Below are 24,351 nucleotides of genomic sequence, written 5' to 3'. Positions count from 1 at the left end.
CTTCTCGATATTATCATTTCACACATGTCAAACCAACCTTTATACTAGAGATAATGCAAAAAAGAAAGGTTGGTCCCATGGCAAAATTAAAATTTTACTCCTGGTTAGCGGGAATAAATTTATTCATCAGTACGTTTACCTTCGGCGGCGGCTATGTGGTTGTCCCGATGATTCGCAAATATTATGTAGAAAAGAAGGCGCTATTTACAAAGGATGAATTGATGGAAATGGCTGCAGTCGCCCAATCCTCCCCAGGAGCCATCGCTATCAATTTAAGTGTGCTGGTCGGCAAGAAGGTCGCAGGAATGCTCGGGGTATTCATTAGCGCCATTTGTTCCATTATTCCACCATTAGTGATTTTAGGTCTTATTTCCAATTGGTACGCCGCTTTTGCTGCTAACGAAACCGTTATGGCTGTGCTAAAAGGAATGCAGGCTTGTGTAACAGCTTTGATTATTGACATCGTGATCGATATGTACCAGCTGATTCGCCAAGAGCATTCAAAACTATTAAGTGCTCTGGTCCCTTTTTCGTTTATCGCCAATGTATTCTTTGATTTAAACGTCATATACATTTTGCTATTTAGTATTGGGATCTGCCTCATCCACACCTATTATCTACAGAAAAAGGAGGTTTAGCCTATGCAACTATTTTGGACCTTCCTAAAAATTGGATTATTCAGTATCGGCGGCGGCTACGCCATCATTCCCTTGATTCAAGAACAGGTCGTTCATCAACAGGGATGGCTGAGTGACAAAGTTTTCACCGATATTATCACGATATCGCAAATGACTCCCGGTCCTCTGGCCGTCAACACATCGACCTTTGTTGGTATGCAAATAAATGGTGTCCTCGGTGCTGTCCTTGCAACGACTGGTTGTATTTTAGGAGGATGCGTCATTTCAATCAGTTTGTATCAATTTTTTCAAAAACATCAGGAATCATTGTATGTTTCTGTGGCGCTAAAGAGTCTGAAGGCTTCGTCCGTAGGCTTAATCATGTCCGCCGGCTTTACCATTTTGCTGCTGACTTTTTTTGAAAGCTCCGAACTCTCTAGGAACATGCTCGCACATATCGACTGGTCAGCGGCATTTCTATTCACTACGTCATTGATCATTCTACGAAAATTCAAACCGAACCCAATTTTACTGATGTGTTTGGCTGGCTTCATCGGGTTTCTTATCTATTAGACTGAAAAAGGTCATCCTCAAACGAGAATGACCTTTTTAAACTCTTCCCTTACGAAAGCAACATTTCTTGTTTTTGCTCTTGATCACAATATTCCAAGGCGATCGACGTCAGGAGATAGCCTTCGCCCCATGAGGTTTGAACCGTTTCACCTGTGACACCATCCTTTTGAAATGCGATGCGCAATTTCTTAACCAGGATTGAAAGTTGTGCTAAACGAGATTTCGTTGCACCATCCTTCCATAGATATTCGCACAAAGCCTCTCGTGAAATCACTTTCCCCTTCGCCTGATAAAGCTTTTCTAAAGCTCGGCGTTCCAATTTGGATAGGGTCAAAGTCCCCGTAGTATGGACTTCTGATTCTTCACCCATACGATGCCCTATTAGAGATAGGATCATCTCTTGAGATATCGGTCGTTTTGTCCAGCGGCAAAGAGACTCACGCAATTCTTCGACACTGGCATTTTCATTGATCCAGCCGTGAATTCCTTCTATTGGATTTTCCGGCTCGCTCTCAAGTTTTCGCAAAATGATTTTTGACTCCGGTAATGTTGATAGCAAATGTCTTACTTCATTTTCAGAGATTGTTTCACTGAGAATGATATAGTCAAAATACGTAAGCATCGGCAGCTTTTTGACTTGCTGCGCCATTAAGTAAAACATATTAGAGCAGCAAAAAACTTCATAGTTTAGTCGTTGTAGTTTTGCTTGAAGCTCTTGTTCTACTAAAATATTCTTTGTTAAAAGTAATATAGATATCATTTTTTCACCTCTTCTTTGGTGTAAGACTGTTAAGAATCATTTAATCGTGATCCTTCTTTTGAAATTTTTTCTTGAGCTGCTTGTTCATTTGTTCCGTCATTTTGACACTAACACTGAATAAAATGGCCTTCCCAATAAAAAAGCCAGCTATCATAACAAGAAAAGCAAATCCCATGATCATCGGCGGAACATCCCAAACAAAAAGCTGACTACAGACGAAAAACGCGGTAAAAATAAGCAAGAGATAAGCTACTTGAATCCAAAAAATCCCTAAAAGATCAACTAAGGAATCAATATAAAATATCGAACACCCAACACCAACCATTAATGAAAAAATCAGAATCGAAAAAACATTTTCACTCGTCAAATTCGCACCCGTTAGAAGGGCAAAAATGATACTTAGGGTAAAAATGAACGAGAAGATAATGGTTAATTCCCGAATAGCGCTCCATTTATTCATACTCACTCCTCCATCCCTAATTGATTTTTTAAATTGCGAACATAATTTCTTGAAATAGAAATCTTCTCATTATTCTTCAACTTAACAATTAGCCGTCCATTGAACGTCGGACTGATCAGCTCAATTTTCTCAATATTAAGAATAACTGATTTAGAGACTCGAATATATTGTGTGTCTTTGTATTTTTCTTCTAATTGATAGAGCTTTTCTTTAATTTCAAAAACTTCATCCTTGGTATACAAAAAGACTTTCTTCTCTACTGCCTCAAAATAATAAACATCCTTCAATTTTACTTTATGCAGCTGTTCATCCTTGTTCACCCATAGAAAAGCATTTTTTACTTGCAGAGAATTAATTAATCGCAGCAAATCATCGTCTAAAGACTTTACTTTTAGGATAAGTTCTTCCTCTCCTTGATCAATGATATCCACTTTAATTTTAATAGAAAAACCTCCCAACCTTACCAGAAATATTATACATAAAAAATAAATATTATGCTTTTAATTATTAATGTTATTTATTTTATATGAAAAATCCACTTGATTGATCTTATTTATCCATAGATAATATTGTTGTTTTTCTCCTTTTAATACATATTCTCCACCACTTAGACCAGATTTGAACAAGCTTGACTCCGCATTTGGCACTAATACAATCGGGCTTTTATTAACAAAAACGGGATTATTACTTTTTTTATATAATAATTTATATTCATCATCTTCAATTTTCGGTATCAAAATAGCATAATTACGGTGGCGAATAATTTGCCTTTTAATGTGACGCCAGAAAAGATAGCCAATTCCAAGAAGTAGGATACATCCAGCAGCAATCACCAAAAACAATCGTCTTCTTTGTTTTTTCTTAAGCCCTTTAAGCTGCTGTTGCGCTTTGGCCGGCAGTTTTGTTCGTTCTCCGGTCACCAATAAGCGATGAGAATTAATCATGTAGGGGGTGCAGGTAAGTAGTGTGACCCTATCCTTCTCTTTCTCAATCCGGAGCTGCTCCGTTTCTTCCGGCTTGACCACTTGGATATTCATTACCTTATAGGCGAAGGTATTGCCGCCGATCTCAATATAGAACAGGTCTCTTTTTTTCAGTTCCGGCAGATCGGAGAAAAATTTAGCCTTCGATAAGCCGCGGTGAGCAGAAATCACCGCATGCGTATTTTTCCCGCCGATAGGATAGGAAGTTCCTTCCAATAAAGAAGCCCCTCGTTCAAGAAAAAATTCGCTGGTTCGATCAAAAATAGGGAGACTCACATCAATCTTAGGAATCGAGATCGTGCCGATGGTATGATCAGATAAATAGTCAGGATTCTTAGAAAAATCTCTTTCCTCCTCTTTTTCAGAAAAAGGATCTCCGCCAGCATTGATTCCCTCCAAAGCCAGCTTTGCATTTTCCTTCTGCATCTTTTTTTGAGCTGCAGCCAGATTCACTTGATCCTCTCGGTTCGCCTTTTCCTGCGCCTGCTCAATGATTCGCTGATCAAGATAGGACATAACGGTATTTCCAATAAAAGGATATGCAAGAGCTCCTAGCCCAAAAATTAAGATGAACATCATGAAGACGTCTATGATGATTTTTCTTTGCCATTTTTTCATTGCCCGTTCTCCTATCCTTTAATGCAAAGACCGAGTATCAAATCACACGTGATTGATATCCCGGCCTTATGATTAATCAGTTGTTCTTTTTATTCTTCAACGGTTTCTTTATTGCGTAAGAAGTATACCCCAACTGCAACTACTGCTACTGCACCGATCGCAATAATTGCGTAGATGCCATTTCCTCCGGTACCTGGTAAAGTCCCTTTACGTTTGTTCTCTACTTCTGTTTCATCGCCAACGACGATCGTTGATGTATAGGTGCCATAATCAACAGTGAAAGGAATATCTGCCGTCAGAGCTACGTAATCATTACTTGGTGCTTGCGTTTCTTCCAACCAATATTGAACCAACTCCTTACCCACAGTCGCCGGGTGCGTTGGATCACCGACTGATGAGCTTCCAGGAACGGTCTCTAATGGTAATGCAACGCCAGCCGCGTCGTGACTTACAGTTCCTTCAAGGCCTGTGACAGTGAATAATCCTCCACCTGCTGAGGTTAGTTCTAAAGCATCGCCTTTTGTGGTTGACCAGCGTGATGGGCTTGACGTTGTTGCTTTAGCGATCATGTACTCAGTCACGCCATTGTTTTTACGTTTTACAATGAATTTTGCGCCATCTAATGACGTACCATTGTCTTGATCAACTTTTTCAAAGCGACGACCATAAGTGATGACGTCATCTCCTGACCAAGGCAATGTTTGTAATCCGTTCGATGGGTTATTTTCATACTGCAATGTTGCTTGGTTGTCGATCCATTCATCCGGTGTCGTATTTTCATCTAAATACATGCGATATTTGAAGACTAATTTTTTGCCGGCATACTTGCCAAGTTTCACGACATCTGGTGTTTGATCACTCAAGCTGTTTTTATTATTGAAAAATACATGGAAGATATTGTCATATCCTGTTTTGATTGATGTGCCACTTGGATCAGCAACAACCGAGAAATCTACATCTGAAATTGCTGTCAAAGAGCCATTCGATTCGACTACGTATAAGCCTTGATTGTCTAAATAATGCAGATTCGGTTGCGATTCATCACGTAAGAAGAATTGAGTATAGCGATAAACGGGGTTCGCTAGATCATTATTAGCTAATCCATCAATCCCTACTGGTACATCAAATGTGATTTTGTATTCAATGGGTTCACCAACTGTAAAATCATCTTTTTCTTCCTTCTCTTTGATCACATCGATGTCATCTGTTTGAACATTTTTTGGATATAAGAAAAGTTCCGTAAGTTTGTCGTTCGTTGGCGTGCCATCTGGATTCATTTTGTATACGGGAAAAATCACTACCATGTTGTCTGCTGCACCGCTCGCTGAAATATTAGTTGGACGAGACGTTTCTACAAATAGATAGACCGCATCTTTTTCTACAGAATTAACTGTCACTTTATCCGGTAATGTAAACTTCGCATGTCCCGTTGCATCGGTCGTCTTTTCAGAACCAACGGCAGTCAAGCCGGAATCCCCCGCTGTCGCGATCGCATCTCGTAATTGATTCACTGACCAAGTTGGATTCGCAGCAGCCAATGTATAGAATTTTTCCGTTGCGTCATAAACGGTGAAGCCGACATCTTTTAATGGGCGCCCCCCATTGCTAGTATGCCAATCTTCATCTTTTTCACCAGTATTCTGGATATCTGCAGGTTTGGAATCGTATGCCCCTTTATAAATATTCACGTCTACATCCGTTGGTGCTGCTTCCGCTATAAGACCATTGCCTAAGCCAGCAAAACTGCTTAACATAAAGATCAGAATACCCAATAATCCCCAAATTCTTTTTTTAAATTTCATGCCTCATACTCCTTTTTCATTTTAATGTATTTATTTTTCCTCAGAAAAATAAGTCTGATTTTCAAGCCGTATACCATCTCTCTATACTCTGAGACCTACTTACTCACTGAAACTTTTACCCTTGATTCTTTCACTAAAAATCCTGCTAAAAGTTCGACTGCCATCCTTTTTCATTTTAATGTATTTATTTTTCCTTCCTTAACCGCTAATCTCGTACCCTTTTCTTAAAAATGACGACAATGAATAGACAGATCAAACCAATTACAAATAGATAAAACGATTGCGTCATTCCCGTCTGTGGCAATCGTCTGCTAGGTAAGCGATAGTAAATCTCACTCGCCCCTGTTGAAGGCAACTCTTTGTTTTCCCCTTTTTTGTTAACAATTCGCAACGGTTCTTTGGTGTCGCCACTAGCCTCATTAATCTCAAAGTCAATAAAGTAATTTTCTGGTAAAAAGTAACCATCTGGCGCTTTGACTTCTAAGAGAGAGTAACTACCATAGGTCATTCCATCCAATTCAAAAATCCCTTGTTCATTGGAAGTTAGGACCAATAGTTCTTCTGGGTGTTCGTTACCATACTCAGCTGAGACCCACTTTTTTTGTTTCGTCAAATATTGCATGTCTTTGTTTAAAACAACGAAGTTCGCCTCTTTCAACACATCGCGAGTTTTTTCGTCAATTTTTTGAAATCGTTTCTTTCCAACGACTCGTTGGTTGTAAACGATTGGTAGTTTGTCTTTCTGCGATAGCGTGCCGGCCTCGGTTCCATTAATCAAAATCAGTTGCCGCTGATCTTGAGGAATTTCCACCGAAATATGACGCGCTTGCTCAGATATCTCATATCCTTCAACCGTCGCGACCTCCTCAAACAAATAACTGCCGCTTTTCAAACCTAGATTCGGTCTAACGATCCCATCTTGATCGGAAATCATTTTCTTTACACGCTCATCTTTCAAGGGCGACTCTTTGATTTCCTTTTCAGAAAGCCAATCGCTGACAGAGCCTGCCGTTGCTCTTAAATAGAATTTTTCTCCCTGTTCATTCTTCGAGAGAATAAAACTGGCTCCAGCTAACGGTTTGGTAGAACCGTCATTTTCTTTCGACATTTTGATAAAATACGGTTCACGAACATACGCTTTATTTTTTGTGTAAACATGTGTGGCGGTTACCCCAAACAAACGACTATCTAAAACCAGATAATTGGACAAGCCGACCTGATCAACTGGTAAACGATTTCCGCTGTCTAACTCAACAATAAGGTAGACCTGCTGTTGATCAGTCGGCAATGTAATAGAAAGCAACCCATCTTCAGTCACACTATTTCCTGTATTGTCGGTGAAGCTCCCTTTAGCAGTCGTCTTGGTTTGAACAAAATGAATTTTCGGGTAGCGCGCTTGAATAGTTGCTTCATCCACATGACCAGTTGTTGCTAATATTTCCAACTCACTGCGTAATACATTGGCTTCATCCGCGATAAAATCTTTTGCCTGATCAAATGACAGCTGCTTATCGACCATTACATGATCGCGAAGGTAATCTCCAATCTCGTAAATTGCAAAAGTTGAACCATTCACTCCGTATGAATCTTTTAATAATTCTGTATCACCTAGTGCGCCGCCCTGATTAATTTGGCTAGGTGCTTCTTGATTTACAAATAGACGTTTGTGGAGATGGATTTGAGCTTCTGCCGCATCAGCCGGTTGAACCAATACAATTCCCGCCAAACAAATCAAGAGCAGAGAAAGAAGAGATTTCATTTTCATCGTCCATCACCTGCCTTTTTTCGCTTGAACTGTTGATTGGCAAAATATCCGATCACGATCAGAAGTGCAATGGGAGCTACCCGGGTAAACCATGTATAACCATTACCTCCAGTTTCCGGTAACGTGCCTTTCGGATGATTTTCAACCGTTACTATATTGGCAGTTGCTAACTGACCGCCAGTAATCGTAAATTGAACTGGCGAAGATAGCTGTACATAGCCAATTGGTGCTTGGGTTTCTACAAAATAGTAGGTTCCTTCCTGTAAGCCGGTAATCACTAATTGTCCAGTTGGTGTCACCACATTCTCTGCTTGAAAATTCCAAGTTGTACCTGTTTTTACTGCTTTGTACGTACCTTTTGCAGCCGTCCCATCACCGACCTCTAATTCTTCTGATGCAAACCAAGTTGTCCCAGCACTATTAGTGGCTACTTTAAACTTCGCACCTTTCAAATCTTTGTCATTGGTAGCGTCCTTCTTCTCCAGTGTCACGCCGCCTTCTGCCCGTTCGTTCGTGACTTCAAAGGTGATCGTTACACCCTCGTCGGTTATCTCGTTGATCGCTGTTTTACCATCACCGACAATCTTATGACCATCCGGTGCTTTAGTCTCCAGCAGACAGTACTTTCCTAAAGGTAATCCGGTAATAGTGATTTCTCCTTTAGTCCCTGTACTTTCGCTAAACTCGTATTTATCACTGGTCGTATTGTACTTATACTCATAATCTTTACCAGTAACAAATTTCGCACCCATTTTCGTTTCCGAATTATCTGGATTGACTAGGTATAGTTCAAATTCAGCACCATTTAATTTTTCGTTATCGGAATTTTTTTTCGTCAGCTTTAGCTTTCCGACCTTTTTACGGTTTTCTCTCGTTACACTGACTGTCTCTCCATCAGTGGTAATCTTTGCTGCGTTCGACTTACCGTCGTCATCGTAGGTATAGCCATCAGGCGCCGCTTCTTCTTGGAAATAATACTCATCGATCGGTAACCCTGAGACAGTTATTTCCCCTTTTTGAGCGGTCGAACCAGTATCCTCGACTAACTCGTAGTTTTTACTTGTATCATTGTACTGATAACGATAATTTTTACCTGATTCCAATAAAACTTGTGGCGTAACTAATTCGTCGCCGTTCTCCTTACGAAGTGTGAACTTAGCACCGTTTAGTTTCTCCCCAGTGTCAGCGTCTTTCTTTATTAAGGTAATTTTGCCTTTAGCTAAATGGTTGTAGGCACTGACAGCGACACCTTCTGCCGCATTTTTATCGATTGTAAAATAATACTTCCCAGATTCATTCTTTCCATCTGGAGGAACGATCTCTAATTTATCCGTGTACCTCGGGTCGGGATTGTTCAATTCGACCAAACAATAATCTCCATCCGTCAAATTTTCATAAAGCAGTACCCCGTTACTATCTGTTTTCTTTTTTCCATCTGAAATTGTGACATAGGTATTCGAACCAGCAGAGGTTTCCTTTTTCAATTCAAATTCAACATCTTTTAGAATTACTTGTGTATCCTTATCCATCTTCTTCAATCGGAAAGTTGTCGGTGGTACACGGGTGGCGCCTCCACCCCAATTACTGACAGTGACTTTGCTAGTCTCACTCTCTTCACCAGCAGTGTTCGTCTCCCAATACAACATCGCTTTGTTTTCGATAATCGAACCTTCTCCTAATGTTGTTCGAGCATAAATTCGCACGACGATATTAAATGGATAGTTGTCATACGTCTCTCCACTATCGTGACTAAAATATTTTTCATAGGCTTCTTTTGTTTTATCACCGCGCGAAGCTGTCATTTTCCCTTGATCCACTGCAGTCTGGATAATATCCCAAATCCGCTCTTTAGCGTTTTTTGTTCCATTTCCAAATAGAAGCAATCCGTTACTTTTATCGTTCGTAAAATTTGGTAAATCTCTAAAATTCATGATTAGCTTGTTCCCAGAAGTCACACCATAACAGGGATAATTATGACTTTCAATTCGTGCTTCAAAGTCACTATCTGACTCAGATCCGCCTTGCGTCAGCAGTTCTAACGGAATTGTGCTTGGCGCATTGTCTTGCCCCATCATTTGCACCTGTCCGATTGGATCTTTAGTCATTTTTCCATCCTCGTTCACTGCGTAAATGTTCATATAAATCCCATAACTAGATAGCGTCAACGATGGATCTAGCTGATCCTTCAGTATCACTTTCTTATATAGATCAGGTGTATCCCCTTCAAGCGCTTTTTTGTAATTGTCCATCATTAGAGGAATATTCCAATAGACTTCATTGCTGTTATTCGTAGCAGAACCATTTTTAGTGATTGGTTTTTGTTCCCCAATCGGTGTATCAGAAACAGATTCTGATGGTTTGGGGTCAATTTCGATAGGATAGCGACCTGTTTCGGTATTGCCTGTCGAACCGCCGCTGCTTTCTTGACTAGCTGTTCCATAAGCTGTCGCATAACAATCCTGCAGCCCATTCCAATTCGTCTCTACTGCATCATTGAAGGTAATTTTTAAATACTTTTTCCCGGAAATTGTTTCCAGCGTCATATCTCCAATCTTATCGCCAGAACTTTCATAAAATGGTACTGAATTGCTTACACTAGAAAAATTGAAATATTCTTCTGGTAACGCAATATAGATGAAGTCCCCATCTTTTAAGTTCGCCGAAGATGGTACAGTAAAGGTATAGTCAAAGTACACCCCGTCACCGACTTTTATTGTTGGTTGAGGGTCCTGTTTAACACCATCTTTTACAATATAAATGGGTGGATTGCTACCATTCTTGATATAAATGTTGTTCAACTTCATATCGTTAATTTCACTTGTTTTGTCAGTCGCTGCAAAGGGGGTTATTCCACCGCCAAATGGAGTTAACTTCTGACTGCTATCAGCGGTCTTCTTTTTCACAGCACTTTTTTCGCTTGTTGTTTCTTTTGTAGGTGTTTCCTGTTTTAAATCCAGCTGAAATTCCTGTGTATTAAAAAAATTCAATGTTACCTGTGACAAGGAACGTACTTGATCAGACAGCTGAAATTCAAATTTTACTCCTTCAATCAAAGCAGGCTGGTCATTGTCGTTTACTACTGTCAATTGATTATTTTCAATCGTTAGAGTAACAGCCTCGTCATGATAGATTTCTTCATCCTTTGTTGTAATTTCTGTTGGGAGTAACCATGTACTTTTTTCTTTTTCGCCCACATTTAGATCAAATTTTAAAATAATCGGAGCATCAGGCTCGATTTCATTAGAAAGTATATTTCCTTGGCTGTCTGTAAGCTGGAGATTCATTACACGACTGGTCTCTACAGTCTGCAGATTTTCAGCGATCGTCTGAATTGGAAAGCTAGACAGAACCATCAGAAAAATCGATAGAATCGGCCACCACCGCTTTTTGATTTTACTCATAATGCCCTCCCTCCTTTCACTTATGACTTTTCTCTTTAACCTTATCGACAATCCCTCCACTCTCTTCCCGATATTTTTTCCTTTCAAAGCCAGAATCAAGAAAAAACTTCAAATAATTTATTTATCAAAAAATCAATTTCTAGCTTTTTAAAATAAATATGAGAAATCATTTTAAAATCATTTTTATTATATTTCTACTATTTTTTTGTGACAATATTTCAGGAGTGAGATGCACCACGGAGGAACAAGAGGTTAAAATTAAGACCTGTGATTCTTCATTTGTGATTAATAATAAAATCATTCTATTAATTTTTTTGGGGAAATCGTAGAAAATGATTTAAATAGATTAATTTATAGTTATTTACCTATTGTTAAACTGTTTTCACTTTTTGTTCATGAAAATAATAAATTCAAGCTATTAAAAATAAATTATTAATGTACAAAAAAAGACGCATCTAATGTAATCAGATACGTCCCGTAATTAAAGAGGCAGCCACTCCCCATTTGTTCGATAATTCTCAGCGTATGCTTTCGCCTGTGATACAAGTTCCTGATCATATTGACAATAAGCCAATAATTTGATCGCATTACTACCTGTTGTTACACCTTCCCGCAAAGTATAATCAAAGAATATCTCGTCATTAGTAACAACCTCGCGAAAGTGATAATTCTCATAGCGTTCTCCTAAAATTCGACTTAACTCCACATCATGTGTGGCTAAACAAAGAAAGCAATCCAAATCAGCAAATTTTTTCAAAATGATCGAAGCGGCAGCTATTCGTTCTATTACATTGGTTCCTTTGAACATTTCGTCCATAAAAATCATCACGTAGGAAGAGGATTCCGCAATGTGCAATAAACGTTTCAACGATTTTATCTCCGCCATATAAAAACTGTCACCAGTAATAATATCATCCTTAAGATTCATCGAACTATAGACTTGGCAAGGTTTAAAGCGATAGCTTTTCGCTAAACAGGTGTTAAACAGCTGGCCTAGGATCGCGTTCACTGCCAACGTTCGCGCAAAAGTAGATTTCCCACTCGCATTTGATCCCGTAATCAATAATTTATTGCCCATATTATGTGTGTTAGGAACAGGCTCTGCTAATAGCGGATGAATGATTTCTTCAAATGCTATTTCATTTTCTTCACTAAAATCCGGTTTACAGTAATAAGCTAAACTTTCACGAATAGAAAAAAATATCTCACCTATACTTAAATAGGCGAGATATTTTCTTTATCTGTTATCCGTCTTTCGAATGACGCTCACCAACTTGGAAATCATTTTCATGCTCAAACATATAGCGAACAGAAATAGGTATATCTCCTGTTAATTTGGCAAAATCCTCCGTATATTCAGCCATTTTATTTTCACGGATTGCCTGAGCAAAAGTTACCATCCCTTCAGACGAAAACGGTGCTTCAGATTCTGCCTTGAACTTCCCGTCTGTTGTTCGTGGAACACCCATCGCATCAAATACAGCGTAGTTTTCCTCATCAGATATTTCCTTATAGATAACCTTATTCCCTGTTACTTCATTGCCGATTGCAATAAAGTCGCTAATCGTCATTAGTTCTTTTCCGTTGATATTTAAGACTTGACGATGAAGCGTTTCATTGATCAATGCATAAGCTACTGCTTTTGCACAATCTTTTCTTGAAATATACGCCATTTGTCCATTTCCTTGACTATTCATCAAAATACCGTCGCCTTTAGCATAAGTGAAATAGTTGGTAATCATCGCTTCTGCATATTGAGAGTTTCGTAAAAAGATATAATCAAGTCCACTTTCTTCAATATAGTTTTCTGTGAAGGCATGATCAATTTTTTCTATACTAGGATTTTCTGGATCAGCTGCATTGACCAAAGATGTATAAACAATTTTCTTTACTCCCGCTGCTTTGGCTGCATCAATGACATTCTTGTGAGCTTTTTGTCTTTTTTCGCCAACGAAAGGCATTGAAATAAGCGCCAATGTCGCCCCACCGGTAAACTTTTCAGCCAAGCCCTCCAAATGATTGAAATTTGTCTCCCTTGTCTCCACACCTTTTTCAGAAAAGCGTTCCAGAGAAGTTGGGTCGTAGCCACAAAAGACCAAACGATCTTTTTCCGCTATATTCAAAAGATATTCAGCTGCTTGACCTCCTAAGTTACCATCTACACCAGTTAAAATTAGTTTATTCATTACATAAAGCCTCCTTATCTTTGATAAGCCAAGCTTATGTGATTTATTGATCAAATACCAATACATCTATTTTATAACCTATAAGTAAATCTTATCTGGTATCATTTTAATAACTCCAATAATCGTTGAACCGCTGCATTTTGTTCTGTCGCCAAATAAGCAAGAACAATTTCGAATTGATGATGAGAGCCTTCAATAGGTAGTGACTTCAACTCTACACTCTCATCAATTAATGGATAATTTTCTGGAAAAAAACCAATCAAATCATTATTTTGAATCAAGAAAATTTCTGTTTCGACATCATCAGTAACTTTTGCAATAGTTGGTGCATAGCCATCTTGCAACGCATTTTCCAACATTAAATAGTAAGATTTCCCGATAGCTTCTGGCGACAACATGACAAGCGGCTGACTATACAGCTCCTCTAAAGAAAGAGATTCTTTATCGATTCCTTCCAACAACTGCACAATAATCACCAAAGTATAATGCTACCGTTTTAATTTGCTTTTCTTCAAAAAATTCTGAATCAAAGCTAATCGCTGCATCATAACGATGATTTACTAGATTTTCGGCTACGCCCTTCAAGGGTACTTTTTCAATATCCAACAAAATATTTTCCTTCTCAAGCCTCTTATTATGGATAATTTGGGAAAACAATTGAATATCCATAATAGACGTATATTCAATTCGAATTCGATTTTTTTGCTCATTATAATCCGACATCCGCTGTGTCAACCGCTCGTATTGCTGCATAAGTTGAAGTGCTTCTTGATAAAGCAATTTCCCCGCTTCAGTCGGTTTTACGGGAATTGTTGTACGGTCAATTAATTGACAAGCAAATTGTGTCTCTAAAAAACGGATCTGTTGCGTAATACTCGTCTGAGAGACAAAATTCTTTTTACCAGCCTTTGTAAAGCTTCCTGTTTGAACTAAGTCTATAAAGTACTTTAACTTTTCTAAATACATGATTTCTCCCCCGTTTCCCATATCTTATTTTAACAAATATCAGATAACTTCTCCTAAAAAGCCTCAATCGTTTTTTTATCTAATCACTTCAAAATTTAATTAAGCTTTTCGGGTTTGTGATCGTAAAAATCAATGATAAAATAAGGGAATCATAAGAAACAAGGAGAACTATATTAATGACTAATGCACTTGAAATAAACGAGTTGAAAAAAGTCTATGCTACTGGTGTGAAGGCCTTAAAGGGGATCAATTTGACGGTTGAGGAAGGTGATTTTTACGCGTTACTAGGACCAAACGGTGCGGGGAAATCGACAACTATCGGAATCATCACCTCGCTCGTCAACAAAACATCGGGCAATGTCAAAGTCTTCGGCTATGACTTAGACAAAGAATTAGTAATGGCCAAACAACAAATTGGCCTAGTACCGCAAGAATTTAACTTCAATCCTTTTGAGACTGTCCAGCAGATTGTTGTCAATCAAGCAGGCTATTATGGCGTTCCACGAAAGGAAGCCTTGGCACGCAGCGAAAAATACTTAAAGCAGTCGGATTTATGGGAAAAACGGAATGTTCGTGCGCGAATGTTATCTGGAGGAATGAAGCGTCGTTTAATGATTGCTCGTGCGCTAATGCATGAACCAAAATTATTGATCTTAGATGAACCAACTGCCGGAGTCGATATCGAGTTGCGCCGTGAAATGTGGACTTTCCTACGGGAGCTTAACGCAAGTGGAACAACGATCATTTTGACAACCCATTATTTAGAAGAAGCCGAGATGCTCTGTCGAAACATCGGTATTATTCAAGCGGGAGAGCTGATTGAGAATACCAGTATGAAATCTTTATTGGCAAAACTGCAATTCGAGACATTCATTTTTGACTTAGCGCCTTATGAGATTGAACCTATGATCAACGGCTTCAAGCATACATTTGTCGATGAACAAACCTTAGAAGTAGAGGTCGTGCGCGATCAAGGAATCAACGAGCTCTTTGAACAACTGACGAAACAAGGAATCAAGGTACTTTCTATGCGGAATAAATCAAACCGTTTAGAAGAACTATTCCTAAAAATCACGGAGGAAAATCATGTCTAATCTATACTTCACTGCCCTTAAAAGTCTGGCAGTCAAAGAAACCAATCGCTATTTAAGAATCTGGGTACAAACCTTAGTTCCCCCAGTCATTACTACATCCTTGTATTTTGTTATTTTCGGTAACTTAATCGGCGGACGTATCGGGGATATGGCTGGCTTTTCTTACATGGAGTTTATCGTTCCAGGCTTGATCATGATGTCTGCGATCACTAGCTCCTATGCCAACGTCTCCTCTTCTTTCTTCTCACAAAAGTTTCAGAAGAATATTGAAGAGCTGCTAGTGGCTCCTGTGCCGACTCATATTATTATTTGGGGCTTCGTGACAGGCGGCGTTGGTCGCAGTGTCTTAGTTGGCTCCCTAGTAACGATTATCTCGCTCTTTTTCGTTCCACTTCATGTGTACTCATGGGCCATCGTTGTCATCACCTTATTGATGACGGCTATTTTGTTTTCATTGGCGGGACTATTGAACGGTATCTTCGCTCAATCCTTTGACGATGTTTCCATCGTTCCGACCTTTGTTTTACAGCCGTTAACTTATCTTGGCGGTGTTTTCTATGCGATTTCGATGTTGCCGCCTTTTTGGCAAGCTGTTTCTAAGATCAATCCAATCGTCTACATGATCTCCGGGTTCCGTTACGGCTTCCTTGGTGTGATGGACGTATCTATCGTTGTATCCATGTCGATCCTAGTGTTATTCATTGTCGTTCTTTACAGTGTTTGCTGGCATCTAATTGACCGCGGACGTGGATTAAGAAGCTAAACAAAAGCTGAGTTTGAGCAAATAAATGCTCGAACTCAGCTTTTTGTTTAATAATAGACTTCATCCAAGAAAAGGCCTTGCGCTGGTGCAGTCTCTCCTGCATCTTTGCGCACTTTATTTTCCAAAACCTCATCAATGACATCAATCGACAGCTTGCCTGAACCGATTTCTAGAATGGTCCCCATTAAAATACGCACCATTTTATGCAGGAAACCGTCACCGACGAACATAAAATGCAACATGCTTCCTTCACGTTCAATCGAAATACGTTCAATCGTTCGTGTAGTTGATTTTTTTGTTTTTTTCAACGCAGAAAAGCCAATAAAGTCATGTTTGCCTAATAATTTCTCACAGGCCGCATTCATTTTGTCCATGTCTAGTTTATCAGGAACATAAAAGCTGTGATACCGCTCGAAAGCTGTTGGAATTGGATTATTCCACACATAATAGCTGTACTGCTTTCCTTTTACATTATATCGGGCATGGAAACGTTCAGGCATTTCTTCAACTTTTTTTACAACGATGTCCCCTGGCAAATAGCGATTAAAGAATGACAGCATTTCACCGCGGGCCATTTCTGAATTTGTTTTAAAATTCGCGACCTGACCTCTGGCATGAGTGCCCGCATCCGTTCGACCAGATCCAATGATCTCGATCTTTTCACCTGTCATTTGCGCGATAACACTTTCGATCTTTCCCTGAATCGTTTTTTCAGAATCTCCTAAACGCTGCCAGCCAAGGTATCGTTTGCCATCATATTCAATGGTTAATTTAATATTTCGCATCCACATTTCCTCCTCGTTCACTTCACACTGAACCAATGTACCACAGAAGACTTGGAGGGACTAGTGGTGAGGTCAAAAGAAGACCAGAGGACTTTTAAAAAGTGCTCTGGCTTACCCTGAAATTAAGCATGGATCATGTTCTTGTTGTATTCTTTTTTTATACGACTTAAAGCTTCCATTAATAAGTTTCTTGGCATTCCAATACTCAGACGAACAAATCCTTCACCATCTTGAACAAAGTAACTGCCTACCACCATCGTTAATTTTGCACGTTGAAAGAAACCCTGCATCTCTGATTCATCCTTGAACCAATTACGAACATCAATCCACGCTAGAAAAGATGATTCGGCTGGCATAACTTTAGCTTCTGGTATATCTGCAAAAAAATCATAAATGATTTCCATATTTTCTTCTACATAATCAATCATTTCATCCAGCCAATCTTCACTTTCATTATAAGCGGCCACAATTGCTGGCACAGCAAATACGTGAGGAGAGGTAATTGAATTTTTTTGCAATTGAAGCAGCAGTGTTTCTCTAATATCCGGATTTGGAACTACCACATATGAGGTTTTTAATCCCCCTAAATTAAACCCCTTATTAGGCGAAAGACACAAGACACTATGTTGTGAAATTTTTGGATGTGCATTCCAAATTGAAGTAAATGTTTGATTCTTATAAATAATATCACGATGTATTTCATCACAAACTAGAAGGACCTCATGACGAATACATAATTCTGCTAATTGGAAAAGTTCTTCCTTTGTCCAAATACGACCAGAAGGATTCTGTGGACTGCAAAAAATATATAACTTAATATTATTTTCTTTCATCTGTTTTTCTATATCGTCAAAATCAAGATAATAGCGATTCTCACGATTAATCAGTGAGCTGCAAAAGAGCTTTCTTTCATTATGCTCTATCGCTTCAGCAAATGGATCATACGCAGGGGTGTTGATCAGAACACCTTCTCCTATTTTCGTATAGGCCTGTACAATATAATGCAATGTCGATACTGTTCCGAAGGTTAGCTTAATCCATTCTTTTTCAATATGTGTATTATATCGCCGTTTGTTCCAATTGATCACTGCTTCGTAAAACTCATTTGGAATATAAGTATAACTGTAATCTCCAATGCTTGCGCGTTTCATTACTGCTTTTTGAATGGCCGGGGCAACTTCAAAATCGATGTCCGCTAAGTCCATTGGAATTGCCTCTTCATTTAATCCAAATTTTTCTTTTAGTACCTGATTGCTCCATTTCCGTGCATTTCCTTGCTTTCGGTCAATGACATTCTCCAAATTGTACATGTTACACACCTACATTCACTAAATCTTTAGTCGTTTGATTTAAGACAACGGCAACACCATTTTGTATTGCAATATCATCTTCGATTCGTACACCACCTACATCGGGTAGATAAATTCCTGGTTCAACACTCATCACCATATTTTCTTTTAAAATCATTTGGCTGTTTTTATTCAAAATCGGTATATCACCGCCCATACCAATGCCATGGCCTAACCCGTGGCTAAAATATTTGCCATAACCTGACTCATCGATAATTTTTCGTGCAACTTCATCTACTTCTTGACCTGTTACGCCTTCGCGAATAAAATCAATAGCTGTTTGTTGAGCCTCTTTCACCACTTGATAGATCGTATACAATTCTTGAGGTGCCTCGCCTATTGTCACTGTTCGAGTCATATCTGACTGGTACTCTTCCAGCACAATTCCAAAATCAATTGTGACAAAATCTCCTTGTTCTAATAAACGTCGCGTTGGTCTTCCATGAGGAAGTGCACTTCGCGGTCCACTTGCGACAATCGGATCAAAGGCCATAGCTGAAGCTCCCTTTTTCAAAGAAAGATAATGAATCAATGCCCCTAATTCATTCTCACTCATACCAACCCTAATACTTGGAAGTAGTTCCGCAAAAATTTCATCCGTCATTGTACATGCATTTTTGATCAATTGAATTTCTTCTGCTGATTTAATTGCACGTAATTGTTGAATTTGACTTGACCAAATTGTTACATTGAATGTCTCAGATAAACAACTATATTCTTTTATTGACAAACCGTCTGATTCAATCGCCAGATTTTTGATTTTTTGCTGGTGCAGCCATTCGATAATCTTGGGCAAATAACTTCCCTGTGGCACTTCAAAATTTTCAAACCCACCCGTTAAATCTTTTATTTCTTGTCGGTAGCGCCCATCAAAAAATTGTACCTGAGAAGAAGGTGTCACAACTAAATAGATACCACTGCCTCCTAAGGAACCAAAGTATTTTTTGTTCCCACGATTTTTGATAATGATGGCCTCTTTATCTGATTTTTTTAGAAGTTTTTGTAATTTCTCAATTCTCATCTGCTACTCTCCATTACTAGAAGTCCAAATCTAAGCCGTCTAAAATATCTGTATCACCTTGATCAAAAATATTCTTCTGTTCTTTTTTCTTCGCTTCATCTCTCAATTCATTTCGTTCCATAACCTTAAAGAATGGCACATAAATTGCGACCGCTAAGACTAACTGCAACGCGTTAACTAAAATCGTTCGCCAATCTCCGTTCGTCAAAAATCCTTCAAGAAAGACCCCCACATACGGTGGATCAAAAATTGGTTTATTCAATAATCCCCAATGCATAAAGAACATCGGCAAGGTTCCAATGATCGCCCCACCAAATACATGTGGAATAAACATTAACGGATTCAAAATAATAGGTGCACCAAACAAGATCGGCTCATTGATTCCAAATAAAGCCGGAAACAGTGAGACTTTCCCAATTTTTCGATACCGTTTTGATTTAGAAACCATGCAAGCAACGATGCAGCCGATTGAAATCCCACAGCCAGTAAAGCCGAAGAAAGCACTTGATGCCCCAGCTGTATAAAAATGAGGAATTGGTTCCCCAGCTTGAAAAGCCGAAATGTTTTCTGCTATAAATGCAACCATAATTGGGCGTGTGATTGGACTAAACACAGATGAATGAATCCCAAAGAAAAAGATCAGACAAATGCAGAAATTCAATGCTAAAACTGACCAAGGATTATCCATTGATCCAACCAGTGGTGATAAGAAACGAGTCAAAATGGTTGGAGGCAATTCGCCAGCAGTTTGCATTAATGCGAAACGACCAATAATGAAGGTTCCCCCTACAATCAAGGTTACAGGAATCAGTTCAAATGACTTGGATACAAAATCTGGCACCCCTTCAGGCATTCGAATGGTCAAGTTTCTTTTTTTGCAGAAATTATATAATTCCACTGTTATTAACGCAACGAACATCGCAGTGAACAGACCTTTAGCACCAAAATTAGCAATGTCTAGCAGACCATTTTCATCAAACATCGCTGTCATGAACAAAAAGCCAAAAAGCGATAACGTTACTGCTCCCGGAATATATAATTTGTAGTGGTTCCCTAAATTATAAGAAATCGCCGCACAAGCATAGAGGCCGATCAAGCCAGTTGATAAAGTCACAGGCAAATTGAATAATTCTGCATTATTCAAAATGAACTGACTAAATCCATTGGATTCACCCAGCATATTCGGTAATGCAGGTAAGATAGCAAAGAAACTTCCTAAAATAGTAAATGGTGTCATTGCAACCATCCCAGCTTTGATTGCACTTAAATGCCTTTGATTATCAACCTTATGTGCTAATGGGACAAAGAATCGATTCATAAAAGCTTCAAATTTTGCGAACATAGTATTCCTCCTAGTTCCTAGTAATGATTCTGTTTCATGATAAAAACTATATTGTCATTTCCTTTACACTTTCTAATCTCAGAATAGCGAAGCAGATATTTTTTAGCTTAGATGGCTTGTTTCGCTAACTGGTGCTTTTTATGTGTAACCAAGGCAAGTTTCATTACAGTTGCTCCATCCATCTGTCCATAAACATCTTTATCAATCACAGCATAAGGAATATCTCTCGGCTCTAAAATGGATTTGATGAAATCTATCTTATGTGTGATTTGTGGTCCAACTAGAACAATATCCCAACCATCAATTTGACTTTCAATCGAGTCTGCGGGAATTGCCGTAAAATCAAAATCCGCATCATTCAATTTTGCACTTTGTTGAACCACCTTGCGCATATTCTGCATCAACATATTCGTAGAAAATCCTCCAGCACAGCATAATAAAATTTTCATAATATCTATCTCCTTAAAAATATTTTTTATTGTAATACCGAAATCAACGTCTCTATTAAGTCTCGAGCTAATTGACTTGTCATATAGTGATCTTGAGCATGAACCATTAATAATCCGACATTTGACGATTCCACTTCATCATTTAATTCTCGACTAATCAAATCTGTTTGAATGTTATGAGCTTCTAAATCCAAATTTCGCGACTCTTCAATCAGTCCTTTTGCTAAATCAAACTCCTTGGTTTTTACGCATTTCAGTGCCTCAAAAGCTTTCGCTTTACTTTCTCCAGCAATCGAGATCAGTTGTACAATTTCTTGTTCTTCTTTTGTCATGTTTTTTATCCCTTCTAAATGAAATCTACCATTCGGTGATATATTTCTTCTGTAAAATTTTTAATTAACTCTTCATATAGTTCAATCATTTGTTGAATATCCTGTTTATTTACGATTGAATAGGCGCAATGTCCATAGCGAACAGGCAAAATCGTCACGACAGTCGGTTTTCCTTCGTTCACTTTGTGTGCTTCCCCACCATCTGTTCCACCTGAATTAAACATATCCAACTGTAATGGAATCGTCCGTTTTTTCGCTATTTCTTTCACATAGCGCACCATTTCCAGATTTGGAGCGAGCGTTCGATCGAAGTGAGTCAAGATCGGCCCTTTTCCAATCTGCCGTTGGTTGGTATGATCCCGAACAAATGCTGTGCTGAATGTCGCCACATCAATAACAAAAACGACGTCCGGATTAATCATCTGAACAGCTGTCTTTGCTCCCCGAATTCCCACTTCTTCACTGCTAGTGTTTGCAAAATGAACAGTCAGCGGTACCTCCTCTTCCGCTAAACGCTTCATCAACTCTCCCATGACAAAACAAGCTAAACGATCATCAAAGGCTTTACCAGCATAAATATCTTGAACATCAAAGGCTTCAAATTCCGTGGCGAAGCATGCCATATTCCCAATTTCTACACCTAACTCAGCTACTTCTTCAGCTGTTGTCGCTCCAATGTCACAATAAAGATTTTCAGTTTGACCTTCACGATAGTCACCATTAATGACACCACTAATCTTTCTTCCATCAAACGTAGTAATCCGAACCTTTTGTAGATGTTGAGCGAGCGGTTTTACACCACCGACGACCATTAAATGAATCAGCCCCAAGCTGCTGATGCTACGAACCATGAATCCAACTTCATCCATATGACCACAGATCATGATACTTTTATGGCTTTTTCCTTTCTTCGTAAAAATCAAACTACCAAGTCCATCTGTCCTTTTTTCATAAGGAAGCCCCTCCAGCTCGGTTAAAATAACTTTACGGACTTCCTTTTCGTTGCTCGCTATCCCGTCAGCATTCGTAAGCTCCTTCAAAAAATCAATATTCACTCTAATTCCTTCTTCCTAAAACACGTTTTAATGTATAGTAAAACTCATGATAATTTTTACTCTCAGCTAACATATTTATCGCTGCCGGATGATTCATTAACTTGCTTAATTCTTTCGAAATAATTTGGTGAATGTCTAGTTGTTCAGCTTTTAATGAAACCATAAAAATGATCTTGGCTGTCCGCCCAGCTGAACTTGCTCCTTCTGGCAAGAGGCAAACCGCAACTCGGTTTTCTTTTCCAGACATGAGTAGCGGGTGAGGGATTGCAACCCCATTTTGATAGATCGTCGACAAATAATTTTCTCGTTCCAGTAATGAATCCTTATATCCTTTAAATCCAATAGTTTCTTCTACTTGGACTGCAAGATCCATTAAAATATCGGAATAAGATTGGCCCCTTTCAATTCGAAACAAAGATTCCGAAAACAACTCAAAAAAGGAACGCTCTATTGAAAAACTTTCATCGCTTCTCAGCAGACTAAGGTTTTCACTTACCTCTAAATAATCTAGCTCACTTTGGATCTCACTCATTAGAATAACTGGACAATCGATTTCAATCGTTAGTTCAATAATTGAAAAAATCAAATCAGGATAATAATCTTTTATTTTTTCTATTTCAAACATGGAAAAAGTTTGAATCTTTGCTCGGGGAAAAATTCGTTTTAACTTCATCTCTACTAGGTAAGCCATTCCTCCTCCCGATGAGCAAACAACCGCAATTCGATAAATGTTTTCAATCAATTTTTGCTGCCATTTATGATAAGGAACGGTCATGTGTGTCGCAAGATAACCAATTTCATCTGAAGCTATTCTCAATTTAAACTTTTCTTCGAGCCATTTTGAGAACATCACAGCGAAATTGAAAATCACAGGATAATCTTTACTAATATCTTCCAAATAAGGGTTACTAAATTTCACTTCTTTACGCGAACGTTCGATCAACGCTGCTACATGTAGATACACTAGATCAATAAATTCCTGATCCGTCGAAAAATGAGTCTTTTGCTGCTGATCCATCTGTTGAAAAAAGTTTGTAATTTCTTCTTTTAATACTTGTTTATTACTTAATATTTCAAGTTTCTTTGTTTTAGCAAGTAAACTAGCCTCAAAGTAATCATGTGCCTCTTTTTGGTTCGGCACTGATAAACCCGTTCCTTGGAGAATCTCTGTCAAAAGAGAATTAGATTTGTCAGTGTCAGATTGCTTCTCTTTTTTTTGAATCAGTAATAATAAAAATAGTTCCTCTTCCAACCTTCTAAATTCTATATAATCAATATTCCACTTATTCTTATCAATTAAATGATAAAGATTGTCTTTTAATTTTTTTTGTTTTTCTACCGTAAATGTTGTCTCTAATTTCTCAAGTAACTTTACATTCCCTTTCTGATAATAATCTTGCAGCAATAATAGTCGATTTTTTAATTCACAAATGAGCCGAATTCCATAGTGCGCTTTTCTTTCCAAAATTAAAGGGCTATCTTTAAGGTATCTCTCAAGCTTCGAAAGATCTTTTTTAATTTGGCTGCTACTGACTAGTAATTCGTCACTTAGTTGTTTGACAGTCTGATAATTTTCATCAATTAAAAGGAGACTCAACAGTGAATCTAATCGGTCTTTTTGCATCTCAATCGTTGATTCAGTAAATCCAGCTAGATAAGATGAAAACTTTTCTTCATCTAAAATAACCAATCGGCATCCTAATTTAGCAGATCGTTCAATCTTGAATCCTTGTTGTAATTCTGATAAACCTTGCAAATCGTTACGGATTGTTCTAGAGGAAACACCAATTTTTTTTGCTAAATGATTGATCTTCAAGTAATCATTTTCTTTTAGTATTGTCAGTATCTGTCCTTCTCTCATCCTCACCTCTCCTTTTTAGCAAGCGCTATCATTTACACGCTTAGTATAGAAAAACCTACTTCATTAGAAAAGTTGAATTTTTTCCACCTAATAGTGCAAAACGTGTCTGGTTACTAAAATCTATAAATGCCTTTTTTGCACGTTTAATGATTTGCGCATTTTATGAATT

At 38.4% G+C, this 24,351-nt stretch carries 23 protein-coding genes; 4 read left to right on the top strand and 19 right to left on the bottom strand.

Annotation, left to right across the window (positions count from 1 at the left end):
• Nucleotides 1-77: 77 nt before the first annotated feature.
• Complete coding sequence (locus IGI50_RS02335) at nt 78-638, top strand: chromate transporter (protein WP_218256591.1); 561 nt, start codon at nt 78-80, stop codon at nt 636-638.
• A gap of 3 nt (nt 639-641) precedes the next feature.
• Nucleotides 642-1,190, top strand: a complete 549-nt coding sequence (locus IGI50_RS02330; RefSeq protein ID WP_438776049.1) for a chromate transporter — start codon at nt 642-644, stop codon at nt 1,188-1,190.
• Between the two features lie 49 nt (nt 1,191-1,239).
• On the opposite strand, the gene IGI50_RS02325 is transcribed toward IGI50_RS02330, so the two are convergent.
• The 11 genes from IGI50_RS02325 to IGI50_RS02275 all read right to left on the bottom strand — a co-directional run bounded on the left by IGI50_RS02325 (nt 1,240) and on the right by IGI50_RS02275 (nt 14,131).
• Nucleotides 1,240-1,950 (bottom strand): winged helix-turn-helix domain-containing protein, encoded by a 711-nt coding sequence (locus IGI50_RS02325; protein WP_438776048.1) that lies wholly within the window; start codon nt 1,948-1,950, stop codon nt 1,240-1,242.
• 40 nt (nt 1,951-1,990) lie between these two features.
• Nucleotides 1,991-2,410: a hypothetical protein gene (locus IGI50_RS02320; RefSeq protein WP_438776047.1), complete on the bottom strand. Its 420-nt coding sequence runs from the start codon at nt 2,408-2,410 to the stop codon at nt 1,991-1,993.
• Nucleotides 2,411-2,412: 2 nt separating this feature from the next.
• Entirely contained in the window at nt 2,413-2,778 is a 366-nt protein-coding gene (locus tag IGI50_RS02315) for a LytTR family DNA-binding domain-containing protein (RefSeq protein WP_438776046.1), read from the bottom strand.
• Between the two features lie 132 nt (nt 2,779-2,910).
• On the bottom strand, nt 2,911-4,011 hold the full coding sequence (locus IGI50_RS02310; protein WP_438776045.1) for a class C sortase: 1,101 nt from the start codon (nt 4,009-4,011) through the stop codon (nt 2,911-2,913).
• Nucleotides 4,012-4,100: 89 nt separating this feature from the next.
• On the bottom strand, nt 4,101-5,813 hold the full coding sequence (locus IGI50_RS02305) for a SpaH/EbpB family LPXTG-anchored major pilin (RefSeq protein ID WP_438776044.1): 1,713 nt from the start codon (nt 5,811-5,813) through the stop codon (nt 4,101-4,103).
• 205 nt (nt 5,814-6,018) lie between these two features.
• Complete coding sequence (locus IGI50_RS02300) at nt 6,019-7,578, bottom strand: SpaA isopeptide-forming pilin-related protein (RefSeq protein ID WP_438776043.1); 1,560 nt, start codon at nt 7,576-7,578, stop codon at nt 6,019-6,021.
• Entirely contained in the window at nt 7,575-10,979 is a 3,405-nt protein-coding gene (locus IGI50_RS02295) for an MSCRAMM family protein (protein WP_438776042.1), read from the bottom strand. Before IGI50_RS02295 ends, IGI50_RS02300 begins: the two co-directional genes overlap by 4 nt.
• Before the next feature lie 481 nt (nt 10,980-11,460).
• Nucleotides 11,461-12,042 (bottom strand): MutS-related protein, encoded by a 582-nt coding sequence (locus tag IGI50_RS02290; protein ID WP_438776041.1) that lies wholly within the window; start codon nt 12,040-12,042, stop codon nt 11,461-11,463.
• Between the two features lie 181 nt (nt 12,043-12,223).
• Nucleotides 12,224-13,165, bottom strand: coding sequence for an NAD(P)H-binding protein (locus IGI50_RS02285; protein WP_438776040.1), 942 nt, complete (start codon nt 13,163-13,165; stop codon nt 12,224-12,226).
• 101 nt (nt 13,166-13,266) lie between these two features.
• Complete coding sequence (locus IGI50_RS02280; protein ID WP_438776039.1) at nt 13,267-13,632, bottom strand: LysR family transcriptional regulator substrate-binding protein; 366 nt, start codon at nt 13,630-13,632, stop codon at nt 13,267-13,269.
• Complete coding sequence (locus IGI50_RS02275) at nt 13,607-14,131, bottom strand: LysR family transcriptional regulator (RefSeq protein WP_438776038.1); 525 nt, start codon at nt 14,129-14,131, stop codon at nt 13,607-13,609. The genes IGI50_RS02280 and IGI50_RS02275 overlap by 26 nt, the downstream gene beginning before the upstream one ends.
• Nucleotides 14,132-14,307: 176 nt before the next feature.
• Between IGI50_RS02275 and IGI50_RS02270 the strand changes: the two genes are divergently transcribed.
• Nucleotides 14,308-15,225, top strand: a complete 918-nt coding sequence (locus IGI50_RS02270) for an ABC transporter ATP-binding protein (protein WP_438776037.1) — start codon at nt 14,308-14,310, stop codon at nt 15,223-15,225.
• A complete protein-coding gene (locus tag IGI50_RS02265) occupies nt 15,218-15,988 on the top strand; it encodes an ABC transporter permease (RefSeq protein WP_010746921.1) in 771 nt (256 codons plus the stop codon). Before IGI50_RS02270 ends, IGI50_RS02265 begins: the two co-directional genes overlap by 8 nt.
• A 47-nt stretch (nt 15,989-16,035) precedes the next feature.
• Here IGI50_RS02265 and truA read toward each other — a convergent pair whose 3' ends face one another.
• From truA to IGI50_RS02225, 8 genes are all read right to left on the bottom strand, one after another.
• Nucleotides 16,036-16,773 carry a tRNA pseudouridine(38-40) synthase TruA gene (gene truA, locus IGI50_RS02260; RefSeq protein WP_438776036.1) on the bottom strand — a complete coding sequence of 246 codons (738 nt, stop codon included), beginning with the start codon at nt 16,771-16,773 and terminating at the stop codon, nt 16,036-16,038.
• 122 nt (nt 16,774-16,895) lie between these two features.
• Nucleotides 16,896-18,083 (bottom strand): MalY/PatB family protein, encoded by a 1,188-nt coding sequence (locus tag IGI50_RS02255; protein WP_438776035.1) that lies wholly within the window; start codon nt 18,081-18,083, stop codon nt 16,896-16,898.
• A 1-nt stretch (nt 18,084) separates the two neighbouring features.
• Nucleotides 18,085-19,143, bottom strand: a complete 1,059-nt coding sequence (locus tag IGI50_RS02250; protein WP_438776034.1) for a M24 family metallopeptidase — start codon at nt 19,141-19,143, stop codon at nt 18,085-18,087.
• 16 nt (nt 19,144-19,159) lie between these two features.
• A complete protein-coding gene (locus tag IGI50_RS02245; RefSeq protein WP_311816849.1) occupies nt 19,160-20,485 on the bottom strand; it encodes a PTS sugar transporter subunit IIC in 1,326 nt (441 codons plus the stop codon).
• Between the two features lie 107 nt (nt 20,486-20,592).
• Nucleotides 20,593-20,934, bottom strand: coding sequence for a PTS sugar transporter subunit IIB (locus IGI50_RS02240; protein WP_010746926.1), 342 nt, complete (start codon nt 20,932-20,934; stop codon nt 20,593-20,595).
• A 26-nt stretch (nt 20,935-20,960) separates the two neighbouring features.
• The gene (locus tag IGI50_RS02235; RefSeq protein WP_218256574.1) at nt 20,961-21,266 is read right to left on the bottom strand and encodes a PTS lactose/cellobiose transporter subunit IIA; all 306 of its coding nucleotides are present in this window, start codon (nt 21,264-21,266) and stop codon (nt 20,961-20,963) included.
• 14 nt (nt 21,267-21,280) lie between these two features.
• Nucleotides 21,281-22,321 carry an aminopeptidase gene (gene ypdE, locus IGI50_RS02230; RefSeq protein WP_218256573.1) on the bottom strand — a complete coding sequence of 347 codons (1,041 nt, stop codon included), beginning with the start codon at nt 22,319-22,321 and terminating at the stop codon, nt 21,281-21,283.
• Between the two features lies 1 nt (nt 22,322).
• Nucleotides 22,323-24,182 carry a BglG family transcription antiterminator gene (locus tag IGI50_RS02225; RefSeq protein ID WP_438776033.1) on the bottom strand — a complete coding sequence of 620 codons (1,860 nt, stop codon included), beginning with the start codon at nt 24,180-24,182 and terminating at the stop codon, nt 22,323-22,325.
• Nucleotides 24,183-24,351: the final 169 nt, after the last annotated feature.

The sequence above is a fragment of the Enterococcus sp. DIV0170 genome, from assembly GCF_051710765.1.
Lineage (GTDB): Bacteria > Bacillota > Bacilli > Lactobacillales > Enterococcaceae > Enterococcus_A > Enterococcus_A raffinosus.
The sequence above is the reverse complement of the archived record's forward strand: the minus strand, read 5'-3'. Positions and strand labels throughout refer to the sequence as shown.

What these genes read in the sequence shown, in the direction of transcription:
- IGI50_RS02295 (WP_438776042.1), bottom strand. Translation starts at nt 10,979, where the DNA reads ATGAGTAAAATCAAAAAGCGGTGGTGGCCGATTCTATCGATTTTTCTG.
- IGI50_RS02265 (WP_010746921.1), top strand. Translation starts at nt 15,218, where the DNA reads ATGTCTAATCTATACTTCACTGCCCTTAAAAGTCTGGCAGTCAAAGAA.
- IGI50_RS02245 (WP_311816849.1), bottom strand. Translation starts at nt 20,485, where the DNA reads ATGTTCGCAAAATTTGAAGCTTTTATGAATCGATTCTTTGTCCCATTA.
- IGI50_RS02320 (WP_438776047.1), bottom strand. Translation starts at nt 2,410, where the DNA reads ATGAATAAATGGAGCGCTATTCGGGAATTAACCATTATCTTCTCGTTC.
- IGI50_RS02270 (WP_438776037.1), top strand. Translation starts at nt 14,308, where the DNA reads ATGACTAATGCACTTGAAATAAACGAGTTGAAAAAAGTCTATGCTACT.
- IGI50_RS02325 (WP_438776048.1), bottom strand. Translation starts at nt 1,950, where the DNA reads ATGATATCTATATTACTTTTAACAAAGAATATTTTAGTAGAACAAGAG.
- IGI50_RS02275 (WP_438776038.1), bottom strand. Translation starts at nt 14,131, where the DNA reads ATGTATTTAGAAAAGTTAAAGTACTTTATAGACTTAGTTCAAACAGGA.
- IGI50_RS02335 (WP_218256591.1), top strand. Translation starts at nt 78, where the DNA reads ATGGCAAAATTAAAATTTTACTCCTGGTTAGCGGGAATAAATTTATTC.
- IGI50_RS02285 (WP_438776040.1), bottom strand. Translation starts at nt 13,165, where the DNA reads ATGAATAAACTAATTTTAACTGGTGTAGATGGTAACTTAGGAGGTCAA.
- IGI50_RS02300 (WP_438776043.1), bottom strand. Translation starts at nt 7,578, where the DNA reads ATGAAAATGAAATCTCTTCTTTCTCTGCTCTTGATTTGTTTGGCGGGA.
- truA (WP_438776036.1), bottom strand. Translation starts at nt 16,773, where the DNA reads ATGCGAAATATTAAATTAACCATTGAATATGATGGCAAACGATACCTT.
- IGI50_RS02330 (WP_438776049.1), top strand. Translation starts at nt 642, where the DNA reads ATGCAACTATTTTGGACCTTCCTAAAAATTGGATTATTCAGTATCGGC.
- IGI50_RS02225 (WP_438776033.1), bottom strand. Translation starts at nt 24,182, where the DNA reads ATGAGAGAAGGACAGATACTGACAATACTAAAAGAAAATGATTACTTG.
- IGI50_RS02310 (WP_438776045.1), bottom strand. Translation starts at nt 4,011, where the DNA reads ATGAAAAAATGGCAAAGAAAAATCATCATAGACGTCTTCATGATGTTC.
- IGI50_RS02255 (WP_438776035.1), bottom strand. Translation starts at nt 18,083, where the DNA reads ATGTACAATTTGGAGAATGTCATTGACCGAAAGCAAGGAAATGCACGG.
- IGI50_RS02235 (WP_218256574.1), bottom strand. Translation starts at nt 21,266, where the DNA reads ATGACAAAAGAAGAACAAGAAATTGTACAACTGATCTCGATTGCTGGA.
- IGI50_RS02250 (WP_438776034.1), bottom strand. Translation starts at nt 19,143, where the DNA reads ATGAGAATTGAGAAATTACAAAAACTTCTAAAAAAATCAGATAAAGAG.
- IGI50_RS02305 (WP_438776044.1), bottom strand. Translation starts at nt 5,813, where the DNA reads ATGAAATTTAAAAAAAGAATTTGGGGATTATTGGGTATTCTGATCTTT.
- IGI50_RS02240 (WP_010746926.1), bottom strand. Translation starts at nt 20,934, where the DNA reads ATGAAAATTTTATTATGCTGTGCTGGAGGATTTTCTACGAATATGTTG.